We start from the raw sequence: 15,715 nt of genomic DNA, 5'->3' as shown, positions 1-15,715 counted from the left end.
CCCTATGGCAGACGCGCCGAGCGCGCCCCCGCTCAGCGCCGCTTGCGCAGCACCACCGTGCGGCCGGGCTTGACCCGTATCTTCTCCCCGGTGCCCACCCGGGCGCCGGTGACGAGGTCACGGGAGGGGCCGAAGTCCTCGGTGGTGAGGGTGTAGGTGCGGTCGGTGGTGGTGTTCATGGCGATCAGATACGGGCCGTACGCGCAGCGGTGGAAGGAGGCGCGTCCGGCGAAGGGGCTCTCCTCGCCCACCGGGATCGCCGGCACGTCGGCGGGTGCCTTGGCCAAGGGCAGTACCTGGCCGGCGAAGGCCTGGTGGACGGTGTCGCCGGGCGGCGGGAAGCCGCCGTCGGGGATGGCGAGATCGCCGACCGCGAACTCGAAGTTGACCCAGTCGGGCTCGGTGAACGAGCGGCCGTCGGGGTCGAAGTCGACGTCCTGCCAGATCGTCGCGGAGCGTTCGACGCCCTCGGCCGTGATCAGGTGCACGCGGGCGAGGCGGTTGACGCCCCAGCGGGCCCGCCAGTACAGGGAGGCGTAGAGGATCTCGTCGCCGTGCTTGACCGCGACCAGGCCGTTCTCCTCGTCGGAGAAGACGAGGTCCGGCGCGCCGGGCGTCATGGGCAGGCGCGTGGCGGTCGCCGGGGCCTCGCTGATGTACGCGTAGTCGTCGGCGGTGGACAGGAGGTTGAGGTTGGTGCGGGCGGAGGCGCCGAGGTCGTACGTCTTCTTCAGGACCTCGAAGACCTGTCCCTCGTCGAGGGACTGCCGGGCGTAGGCGGTCAGTTCGGGGTCCTTGAGCAGGGCGGCGAGGCGCAGCGGATGGCCGTCCCACTTGTCGCCCTCGTCGTAGGCGATCTTCCCGGGGTACTCGGCGTCCCGCCAGCCGGTCACGGCCTCGATGCGCATGGTGCGGTAGCCGTCGGCGTCCAGCGCGGGATGGTGGAAGACGGCGCGGGCCTTGGTCATCTTCACCAGGTGGGCGTGGAGTTCGTCGTCCTGCACCCCGCCGATGCCGGTCACCGCGTCGTGGACGAGGGACAGCCAGTCCTGGAGCTCGCCGTAGTTGCCGGCGTAGCCGAGTTCCTTGGAGACGCCCTTCTCGGTGACCTGGTGGTACGAGCCGCCGAGCGGCTTGGTCGGGGTGCCGTCCTCGGCCTCCGGGCCCAGCCAGGGGGTGAGGCCCACGGACTGGTAGAGGTAGCCGCGGGCCTTCTTCTCGCCCCAGGCCTTGTCCGAGCCGAGCCAGGTCAGGCCCCGGTCGGCGAGATAGAGGCCGATGGCGCAGATGATGGCCTGGTTGGTGTACTGCGGGAAGTGCTGCCGCCAGTACTCGCGGCTGTCGAGGAGCATCCTCGTCCAGGCGTCCCGGCGGATCACCGGGGCGTACGAGGACCCGGACGGCGGGGCGAGGGTCAGGTCGTCGAACCAGACCGTGCCCGCGCCTTCGAGCCGGAGGTGAATCTCTGTCCGGGTCGCCGAGGCGGGCGTGGCGAGCCGGGCGGTCACCTGCTCCCAGTCGTGGGTGCCTCCGGAGGCGTAGAACTTGTTGTCCCCGCCGACGATCTTGCCGTTCGCGTCGAAGAACAGCACGTCCAGATACGCCTTGTTCGTGCCCACGCCATCGGTCCTGACCCACGTGCCGTACGTGTAAGTCCCTTGATCCACAGGGATCTTGGACGAGGTCACCCAGCCGACCGTGCCGGCCGACGGGACGGTCACCTTGGCCGAGGCGGTGCCGGTGCGGTGGACGGAGGTGTCGCGGGAGGTGGTGCCACTGCCGGCCCAGGTCGCGGACCGCCAGCCCGAAGTGCCGTACTCGAAGCCGGGGTTGGAGATCGCACCGGGCGAGCCGATGACCGGCTCGTCGAGCAGCGGCTCCAACTCGTCGGCGAGCGCCAGCAGAACCAGACCCGCCCGGCCGAGCCCCATCCACTGCTGGCTGGAGTCGGTCATGACCTTCGCGTCGGACAGGTACTTCCAGTAGATGGCGTCCAGGCTGCTGGTGATCTGCCCCGGCACCGCGCCGTTGCGGTACGCGCCGGTGCTGGGCATCGCGTAGGCGCGGGCCAGGAACTCCAGGTACCACAGGTCGAGTTGCGGCGAGGTACGGGACGCCTCGGCGGCGGCCTGCGCGACGACCCGGGCGGTGATGGTGTCCACGATCTCGCTGCCGGGCGAGGTGCGCGTGCGCGGTTCCGGGAGCGTGCCGGTGACATCGTCGTCGGCGGGGGCGAAGTACGGCTCGTCGTGGGTGTAGAGGCGGTAGATCGTGCGGCTGGGGCCGGTCATGTCCTTGTAGTAGTCGGCCGCCGACTGCGCGTAGCCCGCGATCCGGCCCATCGAACGGACCTCCAGGCTCACCTTGCGCTTGCCCGCGGTGAGTTCGGCGGGCAGGGCGAGCGTGTGGAAGTAGAAGCGCTCGGGTGTGCGCGGGTCCTCGGCGGCGATGTCGAGCGGGTCCACGGCGCCGAGGTGGTAGTGGCCCACCTGCTCGCCCTCCGCGAAGAGCTGGAGCCGTCCGAGGTCCTCGCCGTGCTCCGAGCCCCACAGCTTGATGGTCACGTACGTCGGACCCTTGGGGCGGCAGGCCAGGTCCGCCTTGAGGGTGCCACCCCAGAAACCGGCCGCCTGCGGCGGGTTGAGCACCCGGGCCGCCTCACCGAGACCACCGGTGACGACCTCCGAGAGTGTCGTCGCGAGACCGTGGGCGCGCTCGGAGGCCCGGTCGCCGAGGACGAGCGTGTCGAGCGCGGACGAGGACGCGTCCGTCCTGCCTCCGGCGGCGTGGGCGGGGGCCCCGGCCTGCCACAGCCAGCCCGTTGCGGCGGCACCGGCGGCCATTTTGAGCAGGGATCTCCGCTGGACGGGTTCGGACATGGTGGTACTTCCTTTCGGCTGTGCGGGGTGCCGCGGGCTCGACCCGTGGCGGCGTGCGGTGCCTTCACCGGAGGACCCGACCGTCCTGACGAGGCCGGGCCCCGGCCGGGCCGGCCCGACCTGTCGTACGGCTTGCGCGAGGGGTTTCGTCCTAGGTCAGGGCGACATCGGGGTGGGCGGCACGAGAAAGGCAGGGGAGTAGACAGGGGAGTAAACGTATTCCACGCTAGGCGCACGACCCATGGCCGGTCAATGTCCTTGTGTGGCGCGAGGCTCCGGTGTGGTCGGCATCCTCGGTGTCACCCGAGCCGACGGGTGGGTTGATTGGGCAGTTCTGGGCTTAGGCCCTGTCGTCACATTCCCGTCTGCCTCGCGACGCCATGCACGCTCCCCCACTCTCGGCTTCGCTCGACCGGGAGGGATCCCACCGCCGCACCGGGCCCTGACCCGAGTACATCCAGTACGCGGGACAGGGCCCGGCACGCCGAGAGCACGCTCCCCCACTCTCGGCTTCGCTCGACCGGGAGGTATTCCCACGACGCCGCGAGGCCGCCCTGCGGGCGACGACGGGAATGTGACGACAGGGCCTGGTGAGGCGATCTGGAGTCGATGCCGTCGAGATGGCGTGGCTCAAAGTCTTGCGGGGCGTCGTCGCATGCCTCTACGGTCCACAGCAAACGGTTACCACCCGCCGAGTGCTGTCTCTTCCAGCTCGACGCCGAGTGAAAGAGGACCCGTATGACCGAGCCCCTGACCCCCGGGCCCTCGGCCGCTCCCGGCCGCCGCCGGTTCCTGCGGATCACCGCCGTCGGCGCCGCCGCCGCGGCGGCCGGGCTGCCCCTCGCGCACGAGGCCGCGGCCCTCACCTCCTTCGTGCACCCCGGTGTGCTGCACAAGGTCTCCGACGTCGAACGGATGAAGACCCGGATCGCGGCCGGCACCGAGCCCTGGCTGGGCGGCTGGAACGTCTTCCGGACCGACCAGTACTCGCAGTCGACGTACACGATGAAGGGCCCGTTCGCGACCGTCGACCGCGGCACCACCGAGGCGCACAACTGGGAACTCTGGAACGACTGCAACGCGGCCTACCAGAACGCCCTGATGTGGAATCTGACCGGCACCACCGCACACGCCACCAAGGCGCTGCAGATCATCAAGGCCTGGTCCTCCACCCTCACCTCCATCACCGGCAAGGATGCCCAACTCGCCGCCTCCATCTACGGCTTCAAGTTCGCGGCGGCTGCCGAGCTGATGCGCTACACCGCACCCTCCGGCGCCTGGACGGCGGCCGAGATCACCCGGACCGAGAACCTGATCAGGAATGTGTTCGTGCCGCTGGTCAACACCTTCGGCGACGCCGGCTGGGGCACCAACTGCGTCAAGGCGATGCTCGCGTTCGGTGTGTTCTGCAACGACGGCGCGATCTACGACGCCGGTGTCGACGCCTTCTACAACCACGGCTGCTGCAAGGTCGGCCGGGTGCTCACGGACACCGGCCAGTGCGTCGACAGCGGTCGCGACCAGGCCCACACCCAGCTCATCCTGGGCAGTCTCGCCGAGGCCTGCGAGATCGCCTGGATCCAGGGCCAGGACCTCTACTCCGCCTCCTCCGACCGGCTGCTCGCCGGCTTCGAGTACACCGCGAAGTACAACACCGGCAACACCGTGCCGTTCACCACCTTCGGCTCCTGCCTGGCCACGTACACCTCCCTCTCCACCGTGGAGCGGGGTGTACTGCGCCCGATCTACGAGATGGCGCACAACCACTACGTGAAGCGGCGCTCCCTCCCCACCCCCTGGACCTACACCGCCATCCAGCGGATCCGCCCCGAGGGCGCCGCCTTCCAGTGCGACCACGTCGGCTTCGGCACCCTGCTGTTCACCCTCTGACCTCTGACCTCTGACCGACACCGACCGGGCACGGAGCTACGCGGACGGGGACCGGTGCGGGGAGCGGAGCACCAGCAGGGTGATCTCGCTGGGGGCGAAGACGCGGAACGGCGGGCCCCAGAAGCCGGTGCCACGGCTGGTGTAGAGGAGGGTGCGGGAGCCGTGGTGGGAGAGGCCGGCCAGGGCGGGCTGATCGATACGGACGAGGTGGTGGAAGGGCCAGATCTGGCCGCCGTGGGTGTGGCCGGAGAGCTGGAGGTCGATGCCCGCGGCTGCCGCCCGGTCGATGAACTTGGGCTGGTGCGCCAGGAGCAGCACGGGCAGATCGGGGTCGGCGCCGTTGAGGGCTCCGGCGAGGTGGGCGCGGTGGCCCGGCAGGCCGGAGGACTCGGCGGTGACGTCGTCCACGCCGGCGACCACGAGGGTGTCGCCTCCGCGTTCGAGCAGCAGATGCCGGTTGCGCAGCGGCTCCCAGCCCAGCTCGTCCATCAGGTCGACCCAGCCCTGGGCCTCGCTGTAGTACTCGTGGTTGCCGGTGACGTACACACGGGCCCTTTCGGCCCGCACGGTACCCAGGGGGACGGCCTGGGCGCGGCGGCGTTCGGCGGTGCCGTCCGCGATGTCGCCGGTGTGGCAGACGAGGTCGGCTTCCAGGGTGTTCACCGTCTCGCACACCCGCTCCGACCAGCGGGCGCGGTCGAGCGGGCCGTAGTGGGTGTCGGTGATGAGGACGACGCGGGTGCCGTCCAACCCGGCACCCAGCCGGGGGAGTGGCACGTCCAGGCGGCGCACGCGTGGCACGCGGCGGGCCTCGGCGTATCCCCAGGCGAGCAGCACGGCGGTCAGGCCGAGGACGGCCCAGGCGACGATCCGGGCCCGGTCCTGGCCCTCGCCGACGCCGGCCACGGTCAGGGCGAGCCGCAGGAGGACGCCGAACAGCACGGACCAGGTGAACAGCACCCAGCTCGTGCCCAGCAGGGTGTCACCGACGATCGCCGCCCCGTCCTGCTGACGGCGGCCGTGGCCGCGCGCCATCGCGAGCGGCATGCCGGCGAGGCCGAGGGCGAACAGGGCGGTGCCGACAAGGGTGACGGACAGCGGCCAGTGCTGGCCGGTGTACAGGAGCACCCAGCAGGGCACGGTCCACAGCAGTACGGGGGCGATCAGGGGGAGGTAGCGCATCAGGCGCTGAAGTCGGCTCCGCCGCGGAGCGTGCGTTTCGTTGTCGGCGGGTCGGGTGTCGCTGGTGTCGGTCACGCTTCCCCTTCTCTGACCGGGCTGCCGTCCCGCGCACTGTATCCGGTCGCCCTCGGCCCGACCGGACCGGTGGTGAGGCCTTGGCTGCGCTGGGGCAACGGACCGCTCCGCGTCGCACGCGCCCGGGTGTGAACGCGACGGAGAAGACGACGCGCGCGTCCTATCGGCCGGCCTCGGGCATCCGGACGACCGCGACCCCGCCTGCCAGGTCCACCGTGGTCCGGTGCGGCGGCGCCCCGTCCTCCTCGTCGTCCCGCATCACCAGCGACGACTGCCGTTCCTTGAGTTCGGACTGCTTTCCTGGTGAGAAGCTCGCGTGCAGCTGCTCGAAGCCGGTGGCCGATATCTGTCCCTGCCGGACACTGTTCCGCCAGGGCAGCGGCCCGGCCCGCCCCGCACGGAGAAGCACCTGATCCACGAAGGCCACGGCGGTCAGCACGACGACCAGTCCGGGCAAGGTCATGAAGACGGCGAATTCCATGCGCCCAGTATCCGGACCGGAGGCGGTGGCGGCGTCAGGTCGTGGCCGCCGATTCCGCGCGGGAGAGGGCGACGTCGAGGACGACCAGGAGGGCGTCGCGTACGGAGCCCGTCCGGCGGGCGTCGAAGACGGTCAGGGGGACGTGTTCGGCGATGTCCAGGGCCCAGCGGACCTCGTCGAGGTCGTGCTCGACCGAACCGTCGAAGGCGTTGACGGCGACGGCGAAGGGGACGCGCTTGTGCTCGAAGTAGTCGACGGCGGCATAGCAGTCGTCGAGCCGGCGGGTGTCCACGATGACCAGGGCCCCGAGCGCGCCCTCGACGACGTCGTCCCACATGAAGCCGAAGCGGTCCTGGCCGGGAGTACCGAAGAGGTACAGCTTCAGGGTCGGGTCGAGGGTGATGCAGCCGAAGTCCATGGCGACGGTCGTGGTGATCTTGTCGGGTGTGTGGGTGAGGTCGTCGACACCGGCCGCGACCTCGGTGATGGCGGCCTCCGTGGTGAGCGGCCGTATCTCGGAGATCGACCCCACGGTGGTGGTCTTGCCGACCCCGAAGCCACCGGCGATGACCAACTTGACCGGCAGCGGCGGCTGTTCAGCCGCTGTCACGGAGTGTGCCCCGTGAGTCGGGGACGGCGCGGAGACCATGGATAACCCTTCGGAGTACGGAGATGTCCTGCGCGGTCCGGGCGTTGGGGACGTGGACCGCCAAGTGCCCGGCGGCACACAGGTCCTCGGCGAGCACCCGGACGACGTTGAGGTGCAGTCGCAGGTGCGCGGCCAGTTCCGCCACCGACTGCGGGCGCCGGCAGGCGGCGACGATGTCGTGGTGTTCGAAGGTGAGCGTGCCGAGGACGGAGAGTCCGGTCGAGGTCGCCACGATCTGGGTCTCGATCGGGATCGGTGCCGCCCTGCCCGCCCCCGAGACCCGCCCGGCGGTCAGCAGGAACGGCCGCACCGCGGGGGCACGGCCGACCGGTTCCGGCGAACCGCCACCACCCGCCGTCTCCTGTGCTGCCTCGTGTGCTTCTCGTCCACCGTCGGCCATGACTACCTCCTGCCTCGCGGGGATGGGTCAGCCGGCCGGTGTGGCGCCGACGGTGTTCTTCAGCTCCATCACCAGTTGCGGGGTGAGCGCGGCTCCGGCGCGGTTGGCGAAGAGGGTCATCTCGTAGGCGATGTTGCCGAGTTTCGCCTCCTTGGAGGCGACCACCCCGAGCACGGCGCCGTTGCCGATGGCCGACACCAGTACATGGCCGCCCTCCAGGTCGATGATGACCTTGTTGAGGCCGCCCAGGCTGTAGTTGCCGGAGACACCGGCGGCGAGACTCGTGATGCCGGACACGATCGCGGCGAGCCGCTCGGAGTCGGCCCTGTCGCGTAGTTGGGAGACGGCGATCAGCAGCCCGTCGGACGACACCGCGATGGCGTCGACGACTCCGGCGGTGTCCGTGGCGAAGCGGTCGAGCAGCCAGGTGAAGTCGGCTGCCGCGGTTCGCAGATCGGTGGGCTTCGCCTGCTCGGGGGTGCTGTCACCTGTCGACGTGGTCACTGCCCGTCTCCTTCTGGCCCTCTGGCCTTCTGGGGTTCTCTGGTGGTGCGGTGGTGCCGGTTCCGTCCGGGGGAGCGGCGCTGTCCTGCTCCGCCCTGCGGACGGCGGCCTCGAACTCGTCGAGTTCGGTGCGGACGGCGTCGGCGTCGAGGGGCCCGCGTGCGGGTGGGACGCTCCGGTCGGACGACTGCGTGGTGGTGGTCACGGTGAGCGTCGCGCCCCGGACCCGCCGTCGCAGGGGCCGGGAGGCGGCCGTAGGAGCAGTCACCTCGGGGGATGCCTTCGTCCCCGCGCCGAGGCGCGGCGGAACACGTCGGGGCAGCTCACCGTGGGGTGACACGACGATCGGCCGCCGCTCGGGAACGGACCCGACGGCCGGTGCCGGTGCCTGTGCCTGCGCGGGTGCGGGTACGACGGCCGTCGGTTCGGGGTGCGTCGTGGGCGTGGTGGCGGACGATTCGATGTCCACGGGGCTCATCGCCAGCAGAAGCACGGCGGGGATCCAGACGGTACTCGTCACGCCACCGCCGGGCGTACGGCTCAGGGTCACGCGAAGTCCGAGGTGGCGGGCGAGACTGCCGACCACGAAGAGACCGAGCACCTTCGTCGGCACCAGGTCGAGCCGTTCCCGGTGGACGAGGCGGGCGTTCTCCTCGGCGAGGCGTTCGGCGCTCATGCCGAGGCCGTGGTCGATGACCTCGATCAGGGCCCCGCCGTCCTTGGTGACATCGGTGCCGGGCCGTACGACCACCTCGACGGGGGTGTCCGACGGGGAGAACGAGACCGCGTTCTCCAGCAGTTCGGCGAGCAGCAGCGTCAGATCGCCGATGATGTCGGGCCCCACGGTGATGTCCGTCTCGGACCGCAGGAACACCCGCTGGTACCCCTCGATCCGGCCGAGGCCCGAGCGTATGACGTCGGCGAGGGCGGTCGGCCGGGCCTCGACGTCCGTCTCCCGGATTCCGGCGAGCAGCATCAGGCTGTCGGCGTTGCGCTGGAGGCGTACGGCGATGTGGTCGATGCGGTAGAGCCGGTCGAGGAGGTCGGGGTCGGTCTCCTCGCGTTCCACCGCGTCGATCAGGGAGAGCTGGCGGGTGGTCAGATTGCTGACCCGGCGCCCGACGTTGCCGAACATCTCGGCGATGTTGCGCCGGCTCAGCATCTGTCGCTCCAGCAGTGCGGCGGCGGTGACCTGCACATGGTTGAACGCCTCGGCCAGCGTGCCGATGTCGTCGCGGACCGGCACCGGGATGGCCTGCGGCCGGAACGGGGTGGTGTCGGCGGACTCCTCGTCCGCGACCCGGGCGAGTTCCTGGTCCGCGGCCTCGACCACCTGCTGGGCCGCGCCGGTCAGGGCGATGAGGGGGCGGACGACCGAGCGGCGGACCAGGACACAGAACACCAGCCACGCGGCGAAGCCGAGCAGGGCCGCGCCGAGCATCAGCCATGCCTTGCTCAGGGCGTTCGCGGACAGGGTGTCGGCCTGGGCGGCGGTCTGTCCGATCAGTGTCCGGGTGATGCCGAGTCGGGTGTCGGCCTGCCGCTCACCGGCGGCGATCTTCTCGCGCAACTCCCGTGCATTCTGCGACTGCAGGGAGCCCGGATCGACCTGGAGTTCCGCGAACTGCGAGGTGATGTCGTTCTGTTCGGCGCCGCGCTCGATGCCGTCCATGGTCAGGACCTGCTCGGGCGTGGCGATACGACCGAAGCGGTCCGCCTGGTAGGTGTAGAGCTCGTGGGCGCCGGCCGCGCGGGTGTACTCGGTGAGGGCGTTCGCGTCCCGGGTCTGCGCGGAGAACACGGCGCTCTCGAAAGCCGCGTGGGCCGCGTCCGCGCGCAGGACCGTGTCCAGCAGATTGGTGACCGAGGACTGCGAGGTCGCGGCGAAGCGGTCCAGTCCGATGCCGTCGATGAGATAGCCGACGGCGGCGGCGTAGGCGGGGTCGATGTTGGCGGCGGGGACGTAGTCGCGGCCGAGCTTCTCGCGCAGGGAGTCGAGGCCGGCGATGTACTCCAGCGCCTGTGTCTCCTCGGCCGGCAGGCTCGACCCGAACGCGGACCGCACGGCGGCCACCCGCTCGTCGGTGGCCCGCTGCGCCTCCCGGTAGGCGGTGGTCGACGGCCGGCCCGCGCCGGGGCGGCCCGCCTCGTACTGCACGGACAGCAGGAGTGCCAGCCGGTGTTCGGCCTGTACGTCGTTGATGAGTGTCGCGACCTGCTCACTGTCACGCACGAGTTCGGCGATCCGGTCGGCGTCGCGGGTCTGCCGCATCTGCCCCATGACACCGAGGCCGAGCAGGACACCGACGACCGCGATGGGCGCGACGACGAGCACATTGAGTTTCCGCCGGAACGGCCACCGGGCGAGAACGGAGACCGCCCGCCGACGGAACGGAGGAGTCCGGTCCTGGTGTCCGGGCGGCGGCTCCCCTGTGTTCGTGGGCACGCTGTCCTCCTTCGATGTGCGGATGGGTGGTGCCCGTGGGGGAGGACATGTGGCTTCAACGACGGGATCACGTCATGTGTCTGGATCCGGTCGGTCGGAGACTATCGTCTGAGTGATCGCTTTGAGCCTGTGTGTAATCAAGAATTGATTACGAATTGTTCGCGCGCGCCTACTGAGCGGTAGGGCCGCCCGTGCGGAGGCCCGTCGAGGCCCCTGCTACATTCCCACCGCGACAACCCGCCGGGTCGTCTCCTCCCCCCACGCAACCCGTAGCCCCTTGTGTCCAGTTGAGGAGACCTCGTGCATCCCACTCGCAAAGCGACCGCGGTAGCCGTCACCTTCCTGTTCGTAGCCACGGCCGCCGTCGGCTGTGACGGCGGTACGGACGCCGACGCGTCCGGCGTCGGTGCGCGGGAGCCGGGTTGCCCCGCCGTCCTCGCCGAGGCGAAGCGGGCCGTCAAGGAGGCCGAGGACATCAACGCGCCCTGGGGCGGGCCCACCACCGGACCCGAGGCCGTCCCCGGCGGGACGATCGCCTATGTCGCCCAGACCATGACCAACCCCGGTGTCTCCGGTGTCGCCAGGGGAGTTCAGGAAGCGGCCGAGGTCATCGGCTGGGACGTCCGCACCATCGACGGGCAGGGCACGCCCGCCGGTATCCGGGCCGCCTTCACCGAGGCCCTCGCGCTCAAGCCCTCCGGCATCGTCATCGGCGGCTTCGACCCCGAGTCCGTGACCGAACAGGTCGAGCGGGCCAATGGCGCGGGCATCCCGCTGATCGGCTGGCACGCCACCGCCGCGCCCGGCCCCAGCACCGATCCGAAGCTCTTCACCAACGTCACCACCAAGGTCGAGGAGGTCGCGGAGATCAGCGCCGACTGGATCATCGCCCGCTCGGGCGGCCGGGCCGGCGTGGTGCTGTTCACCGACGCCTCCATACCGTTCGCGAAGCGGAAGTCCGACCTGATCGAGAAGCGGCTCGCCGCCTGCTCCGACATCGAGTTGCTCAGCTACGAGGACATCCCCATCCCGGAGGCCAACAGCCGCACCGTCGACAAGGTGTCCTCCCTCGACTCCCGCTTCGGCGACAGATGGACCTACTCCGCCGCCATCAACGACCTCTACTTCGACCACGCGGCACCCGCGCTGCGCGCCGCCGGTCACCAGGGCGCGGGCGCCCCGTTCAACATCGGTGCCGGTGACGGCGATCCGTCGGCCTTCGAGCGGATCAACGGCAAGCAGTTCCAGTCCGCGACCGTGCCCGAGCCCCTGTCCGAACAGGGCTGGCAGATCATCGACGAGTTCAACCGCGCCTTCGCGGGCAAGCCCGCCAGCGAGTACGTCGCCCCCGTCCACATCACCACCGCGGCCAACAGCGGCGGCGCCCTCTCCTGGGACTCGGAGGGCTACCGCCAGGCCTACCGCAAGATCTGGGACAAGTAGACAAACAGACAAGTGGCCGAGCGGGGGCCGTCCCAGCCTCCGGGCGGCACCCCGGCCTCCGAACCGCCGATCACCCCGGTCGCCTCGTCGTGCGCCGTGTCGAAGCGGTGGGCGTAGACCGTCGTCGTACTCATCTGGAGCCAGACGCGCGGGGGGCGTACGGCGGCGGCGACCGCCTCGCCGACCACCCGTGCCGAATCCACCCGGGCCCCGTCCCAACCCTAGTTTTGAACATGTTCAATTGAGGTGTGGAGCCTACTGTCGGGGAGTGACCATCGCATACGAGTGGCGGGGCGACTTCGCCGACGCCGACCTCAACGCCCTGCACGCCGAGGGCTTCGGACACCCGGTCGGCCGGACCCCGTGGCGGGAACGGCTGGAGCGGCACAGCCTCGGCTGGGTCTGCGCACGGGAGGACGAGGCGTTGATCGGCTTCGTCAACATCGCCTGGGACGGCGGGGCGCACGCCTTCGTGCTGGACACGGTGGTGGCACGGCACCGCCGGACCCGAGGGGTCGGTGCCGCGTTGATCGCGAGCGCGGTCGAGGGGGCCCGTGCAGCCGGATGCGCGTGGCTGCACGTCGACTTCGAGGAGCGGCTGCGGCCGTTCTACTTCGACGCCTGTGGGTTCAAGGAGACCGCGGCCGGGCTGATCGCCCTGTGACCACCGGACGTGATACGGCCGGGGACCGGTGAGGGGGCCGGGGAGATGTCCCGGCCCCCTTCCTGTGCCGGGCGGTCAAGGCTTGACGTAGGTGCAGATGGCCAGCGGGGAGTCCGGGGAGTAGGGGGCCGCGTCGGCGGGCCAGTCGCCGAAGCGGCTCTCGGGGACGAGGCCGGCGGCACGGGCGTACGCGTCGAACTCCTCCGGGGCGGTCAGCCGGGAGACCTCGGTGCCGACCCTGGTGGTGCCGTCGGACTCGTACCAGACGTGCGAGAGATGCCACAGCGACCCCTCGGGCAGCAGCAGGGAATGGCTCTGCAGACCGGTGCCTGGCTCCGGGTACGGCGTGAAGTACGTGGTGCGGGCCCGCCCTTCGTGCAGGGCGAGGATCGCCGGCTTGTTGTGGGTCTCCACGACGAACCTGCCGCCGGGGGACAGCAGATCGGCGGCGCACCGCACGGCCCGCCGCTGCTCCTGCGGGGTCAGCAGCATCGACAGGGTGGCGCAGATCGCGTACACGAGCCCCACCGTGCGGTCGGCGGTGTAGGCGCGGATGTCGCCGTGCACGGGCTCCACGGGGGTGTCGGCGGTGCGGTCGCGGCGCAGCAGGCCCAGCATCTCCGGGGAGCAGTCGACGCCGGTGATCGGGCCGACGCGGCGGGACAGCGGGAGCGCGATCCGCCCGTTGCCGACACCGAACTCGACGGTGCCCGAGGCCGGATCGGGGTGGAGGGAGACCAGCCGTTCGACCTCGGCGGTCACGGACGCGTCGTCGGGGAAGAGCCGGTGGTACCAGTCGTCGAACTGCCGGCCGTAGCCGATGTCGTCGATGATGCCGCCCGTGGTCGGACCGGTGCCCGTCGTGGGGCCGGTGGACGGTGTCGGGCCGGTGCGGGTCGTCGGTTCGGTCGGGGTGCTCATGGGTGCTGCCTCCGTTTCTTGGGCGGGGTGGGCCTCGGATGGGTGCTCCGTCTGGCCTGGGCACAGGCGCCGAGCAGCACCACCAGGGCGACGCCGATGACGGCGGGGGTACTGACGGCCCGGGTGGTGATCAGGAAGCCGACGATGCCGAGGGCCACCACGAACGGGATCAGCAGGAAATCGTTCATCACACTCTCCTGTCGGTAACTCCGGTACTCGGGTCAGGACGCCACGTCGCTGAGCGACTGGAGCCGGGCGAGGCGGCGGTAGAGGTCGCTGTGCCGGTGCAGTTCGTCGTGGGTGCCGATCGCGTGCACCTCGCCCCGGTCGAGGACGACGATCCGCCGGGCCTCGGTGACGGTGGACAGCCGGTGGGCGATGGCGATGACCGCGCAGAAGTCGGAGATCATGGTGATGCTGTCGCGCAGCGCGTTCTCCGACTCGCTGTCGAGGTTGGCGGTGGCCTCGTCCAGCAGCAGGAACCGGGGTGCCTGCAGCAACGTCCGGGCGATGGCGAGGCGTTGGCGCTGACCACCCGACAGACCGGCGCCCCGGTCGCCGAGTTCGGTGTCGAGGCCGTGCGGCAGCGCGGCGATCACCTCGGTCAGGTTGGCCATGCGCAGCGCCTCGGCGATGTCCTTGTCACCGGCGTCCGGGGCGCTGTAGGTGAGGTTCTCCCGGACGGTGCCGCGCAGCAGGGTGTGGTCCTGGTCGACGTAGCCGACGACGGACCGGAGCTGGTTCAGCGGCATGTCCGTGATGTTCGTGCCGTCGATGCGGATCGCCCCGGACACCGGGTCGAAGAGCCGCTCGATCAGCTGGAAGACGGTGCTCTTGCCGGCGCCGGACGGCCCGACCACGGCGGTCAGCCCGGTGGCGGGGACCTTGAAGGAGACATCGTCGAGGACGACCTTCTCGGTCCCGGGGTAGGCGAACGTCACCTTGTCGAAGACGAGACCGCTGTCGTACGCGCCCCGGGAGACACGCGTGCCGCGCCTGCGCTCGGCCGGGGGCTCCGTCGCCCGGTCGCCCTCCACCTCGATCCGGCCCAGCTCGGCGAGGCGGTCGATCGACGCCCGGCCGACCTGGAACTGCGCGATCGACGTGAACAGCGTCAGCAGCGGGGCCACCAGATAGAACAGATAGAGGATGAACGCCGTCAGGTCGGCGGCGCTCATCTGGCCCGTCGCGCTGCGTGCCGCGCCCAGGGCGATGACGACGGTGAGCGCGAGCTGGGTGCCGATGCTCATCGTCGGGTCGAGCAGCGACGACAGCACCGTCACCTTGATCCCGGACTTGCGGGCCTGTTTGGCGATGTCCGCGATGCCCTCCGCCTCCCGGGTCTCGGCCCGGGACGCCTTCACGGTCGGCATCGCGCCGAGCACCCGCATCAGCGCGGACCCGAAGTTCCCGGTGTCGGTCTGGTTGGTGATCGACACCTTCCGCACCCCGCGCGCCAGCCACAGCGAGATGACACTGGTGACACCGAGACAGCCCAGGGTGGCCAGCAGCAGCACCTCGTCCACCCAGGCCATCAACGCGATACCGCCGACGACCAGGAACCCGTTCTGGATGATGCTGTCGATGGCGTGCGTCATCGTGGTGCGGGCGAGAAGCGTGTCGCTGACCATCCGGGCGAACACATCGCCCTGCTTCCAGCCGCTGTACGCCCGGAACCGGGAACGTAGCAGCCGGGAGGCGAGGTTGCTGCGGATGTCGTAGACGATGTTCTCCCCGGCCAGCCCGATGACGTACGAGTGGAGGGCGCCGAGGACGGCGTCGGCGAGGAACAGGACCGCGGCGATCAGGATGGGCTCGGTCACCGGCTGCCGCTGCTCGACGGTGGCGACCAGCGCGCCGATGACCGCGGGCTGCGCCAGGGAGGCCGCGGCGCCCAACAGGCCCAGCAGGATGCCGAGTCCGATGAGCCCGCGATGCCGGCCGAGCGCCCGCCAGGGCTTGGCCCCCTTGCCCCACAGCAGATGCAGATGGAGCTGCGGGACCGCCCGGTGGACGGCCCGCGGCCTGGTCGGGGGCCGCGTGCCGACGGGGCTCACTCGGAGTCACTCCCGTCATGCTTGCGCGCGCGGACGACCTGGACGTACAGCAGGGCCGCCCTGATCAGGCCGAGTCCCATCAGCGCGAGGCCGCTGAGGAGGAAGGGGTTGTCGAAACTCATCG

At 70.6% G+C, this 15,715-nt stretch carries 14 protein-coding genes and 1 pseudogene; 3 read left to right on the top strand and 12 right to left on the bottom strand.

Translation table 11 applies throughout. The features are described from left to right. Positions 1 to 32 precede the first annotated feature (32 nt). Positions 33 to 2,879, bottom strand: coding sequence for a Tat pathway signal protein (locus tag F9278_RS02695; protein ID WP_152166815.1), 2,847 nt, complete (start codon positions 2,877 to 2,879; stop codon positions 33 to 35). A gap of 738 nt (positions 2,880 to 3,617) precedes the next feature. Between F9278_RS02695 and F9278_RS02690 the strand changes: the two genes are divergently transcribed. Then, positions 3,618 to 4,769: an alginate lyase family protein gene (locus tag F9278_RS02690; protein WP_152166814.1), complete on the top strand. Its 1,152-nt coding sequence runs from the start codon at positions 3,618 to 3,620 to the stop codon at positions 4,767 to 4,769. Between the two features lie 36 nt (positions 4,770 to 4,805). Here F9278_RS02690 and F9278_RS02685 read toward each other — a convergent pair whose 3' ends face one another. The 6 genes from F9278_RS02685 to F9278_RS02660 form a co-directional block, all read right to left on the bottom strand. Next, a complete protein-coding gene (locus F9278_RS02685) occupies positions 4,806 to 6,026 on the bottom strand; it encodes a metallophosphoesterase (RefSeq protein WP_152166813.1) in 1,221 nt (406 codons plus the stop codon). Between the two features lie 160 nt (positions 6,027 to 6,186). Further along, entirely contained in the window at positions 6,187 to 6,507 is a 321-nt protein-coding gene (locus F9278_RS02680; RefSeq protein ID WP_152166812.1) for a DUF6191 domain-containing protein, read from the bottom strand. A gap of 34 nt (positions 6,508 to 6,541) precedes the next feature. Then, a complete protein-coding gene (locus F9278_RS02675; protein ID WP_152166811.1) occupies positions 6,542 to 7,156 on the bottom strand; it encodes a GTP-binding protein in 615 nt (204 codons plus the stop codon). Beyond that, positions 7,104 to 7,556, bottom strand: coding sequence for a DUF742 domain-containing protein (locus F9278_RS02670; RefSeq protein WP_152166810.1), 453 nt, complete (start codon positions 7,554 to 7,556; stop codon positions 7,104 to 7,106). The genes F9278_RS02675 and F9278_RS02670 overlap by 53 nt, the downstream gene beginning before the upstream one ends. Before the next feature lie 27 nt (positions 7,557 to 7,583). After that, the gene (locus F9278_RS02665) at positions 7,584 to 8,060 is read right to left on the bottom strand and encodes a roadblock/LC7 domain-containing protein (RefSeq protein WP_152166809.1); all 477 of its coding nucleotides are present in this window, start codon (positions 8,058 to 8,060) and stop codon (positions 7,584 to 7,586) included. Next, positions 8,041 to 10,506 carry a sensor histidine kinase gene (locus F9278_RS02660; protein ID WP_404818848.1) on the bottom strand — a complete coding sequence of 822 codons (2,466 nt, stop codon included), beginning with the start codon at positions 10,504 to 10,506 and terminating at the stop codon, positions 8,041 to 8,043. The genes F9278_RS02665 and F9278_RS02660 overlap by 20 nt, the downstream gene beginning before the upstream one ends. A gap of 300 nt (positions 10,507 to 10,806) precedes the next feature. Here F9278_RS02660 and F9278_RS02655 point away from each other — a divergent pair, with 300 nt between their 5' ends. Beyond that, positions 10,807 to 11,949, top strand: coding sequence for a substrate-binding domain-containing protein (locus F9278_RS02655; RefSeq protein WP_152166807.1), 1,143 nt, complete (start codon positions 10,807 to 10,809; stop codon positions 11,947 to 11,949). A 44-nt stretch (positions 11,950 to 11,993) separates the two neighbouring features. On the opposite strand, the pseudogene F9278_RS02650 reads toward F9278_RS02655, so the two are convergent. Further along, positions 11,994 to 12,158: pseudogene (locus tag F9278_RS02650) on the bottom strand (epimerase); the annotation flags it as partial. Between the two features lie 59 nt (positions 12,159 to 12,217). Here F9278_RS02650 and F9278_RS02645 point away from each other — a divergent pair. Beyond that, complete coding sequence (locus F9278_RS02645) at positions 12,218 to 12,613, top strand: GNAT family N-acetyltransferase (RefSeq protein ID WP_152166806.1); 396 nt, start codon at positions 12,218 to 12,220, stop codon at positions 12,611 to 12,613. A gap of 75 nt (positions 12,614 to 12,688) precedes the next feature. Here F9278_RS02645 and F9278_RS02640 read toward each other — a convergent pair whose 3' ends face one another. From F9278_RS02640 to F9278_RS48075, 4 genes are read right to left on the bottom strand one after another with little or no spacing between them, the layout of a single operon-like run. Beyond that, positions 12,689 to 13,534, bottom strand: coding sequence for a class I SAM-dependent methyltransferase (locus tag F9278_RS02640; protein WP_152166805.1), 846 nt, complete (start codon positions 13,532 to 13,534; stop codon positions 12,689 to 12,691). After that, on the bottom strand, positions 13,531 to 13,722 hold the full coding sequence (locus F9278_RS02635) for a hypothetical protein (RefSeq protein WP_152166804.1): 192 nt from the start codon (positions 13,720 to 13,722) through the stop codon (positions 13,531 to 13,533). Before F9278_RS02635 ends, F9278_RS02640 begins: the two co-directional genes overlap by 4 nt. A 33-nt stretch (positions 13,723 to 13,755) precedes the next feature. After that, complete coding sequence (locus F9278_RS02630; protein ID WP_152166803.1) at positions 13,756 to 15,591, bottom strand: ABC transporter ATP-binding protein; 1,836 nt, start codon at positions 15,589 to 15,591, stop codon at positions 13,756 to 13,758. Then, a complete protein-coding gene (locus tag F9278_RS48075) occupies positions 15,588 to 15,713 on the bottom strand; it encodes a hypothetical protein (RefSeq protein ID WP_264300157.1) in 126 nt (41 codons plus the stop codon). Before F9278_RS48075 ends, F9278_RS02630 begins: the two co-directional genes overlap by 4 nt. Between the last annotated feature and the right edge of the window lie 2 nt (positions 15,714 to 15,715).

Origin of the sequence: Streptomyces phaeolivaceus (genome assembly GCF_009184865.1) — a bacterium.
In the GTDB taxonomy this organism is placed as follows: Bacteria; Actinomycetota; Actinomycetes; order Streptomycetales; family Streptomycetaceae; genus Streptomyces; species Streptomyces phaeolivaceus.
Note: the sequence above shows the minus strand (reverse complement) of the source record. Positions and strands in the feature narration are given on the sequence as shown.

What these genes read in the sequence shown, in the direction of transcription:
- F9278_RS02695 (WP_152166815.1), bottom strand. Translation starts at nt 2,879, where the DNA reads ATGTCCGAACCCGTCCAGCGGAGATCCCTGCTCAAAATGGCCGCCGGT.
- F9278_RS02690 (WP_152166814.1), top strand. Translation starts at nt 3,618, where the DNA reads ATGACCGAGCCCCTGACCCCCGGGCCCTCGGCCGCTCCCGGCCGCCGC.
- F9278_RS02680 (WP_152166812.1), bottom strand. Translation starts at nt 6,507, where the DNA reads ATGGAATTCGCCGTCTTCATGACCTTGCCCGGACTGGTCGTCGTGCTG.
- F9278_RS02675 (WP_152166811.1), bottom strand. Translation starts at nt 7,156, where the DNA reads ATGGTCTCCGCGCCGTCCCCGACTCACGGGGCACACTCCGTGACAGCG.
- F9278_RS02670 (WP_152166810.1), bottom strand. Translation starts at nt 7,556, where the DNA reads ATGGCCGACGGTGGACGAGAAGCACACGAGGCAGCACAGGAGACGGCG.
- F9278_RS02640 (WP_152166805.1), bottom strand. Translation starts at nt 13,534, where the DNA reads ATGAGCACCCCGACCGAACCGACGACCCGCACCGGCCCGACACCGTCC.
- F9278_RS02635 (WP_152166804.1), bottom strand. Translation starts at nt 13,722, where the DNA reads ATGAACGATTTCCTGCTGATCCCGTTCGTGGTGGCCCTCGGCATCGTC.
- F9278_RS48075 (WP_264300157.1), bottom strand. Translation starts at nt 15,713, where the DNA reads ATGAGTTTCGACAACCCCTTCCTCCTCAGCGGCCTCGCGCTGATGGGA.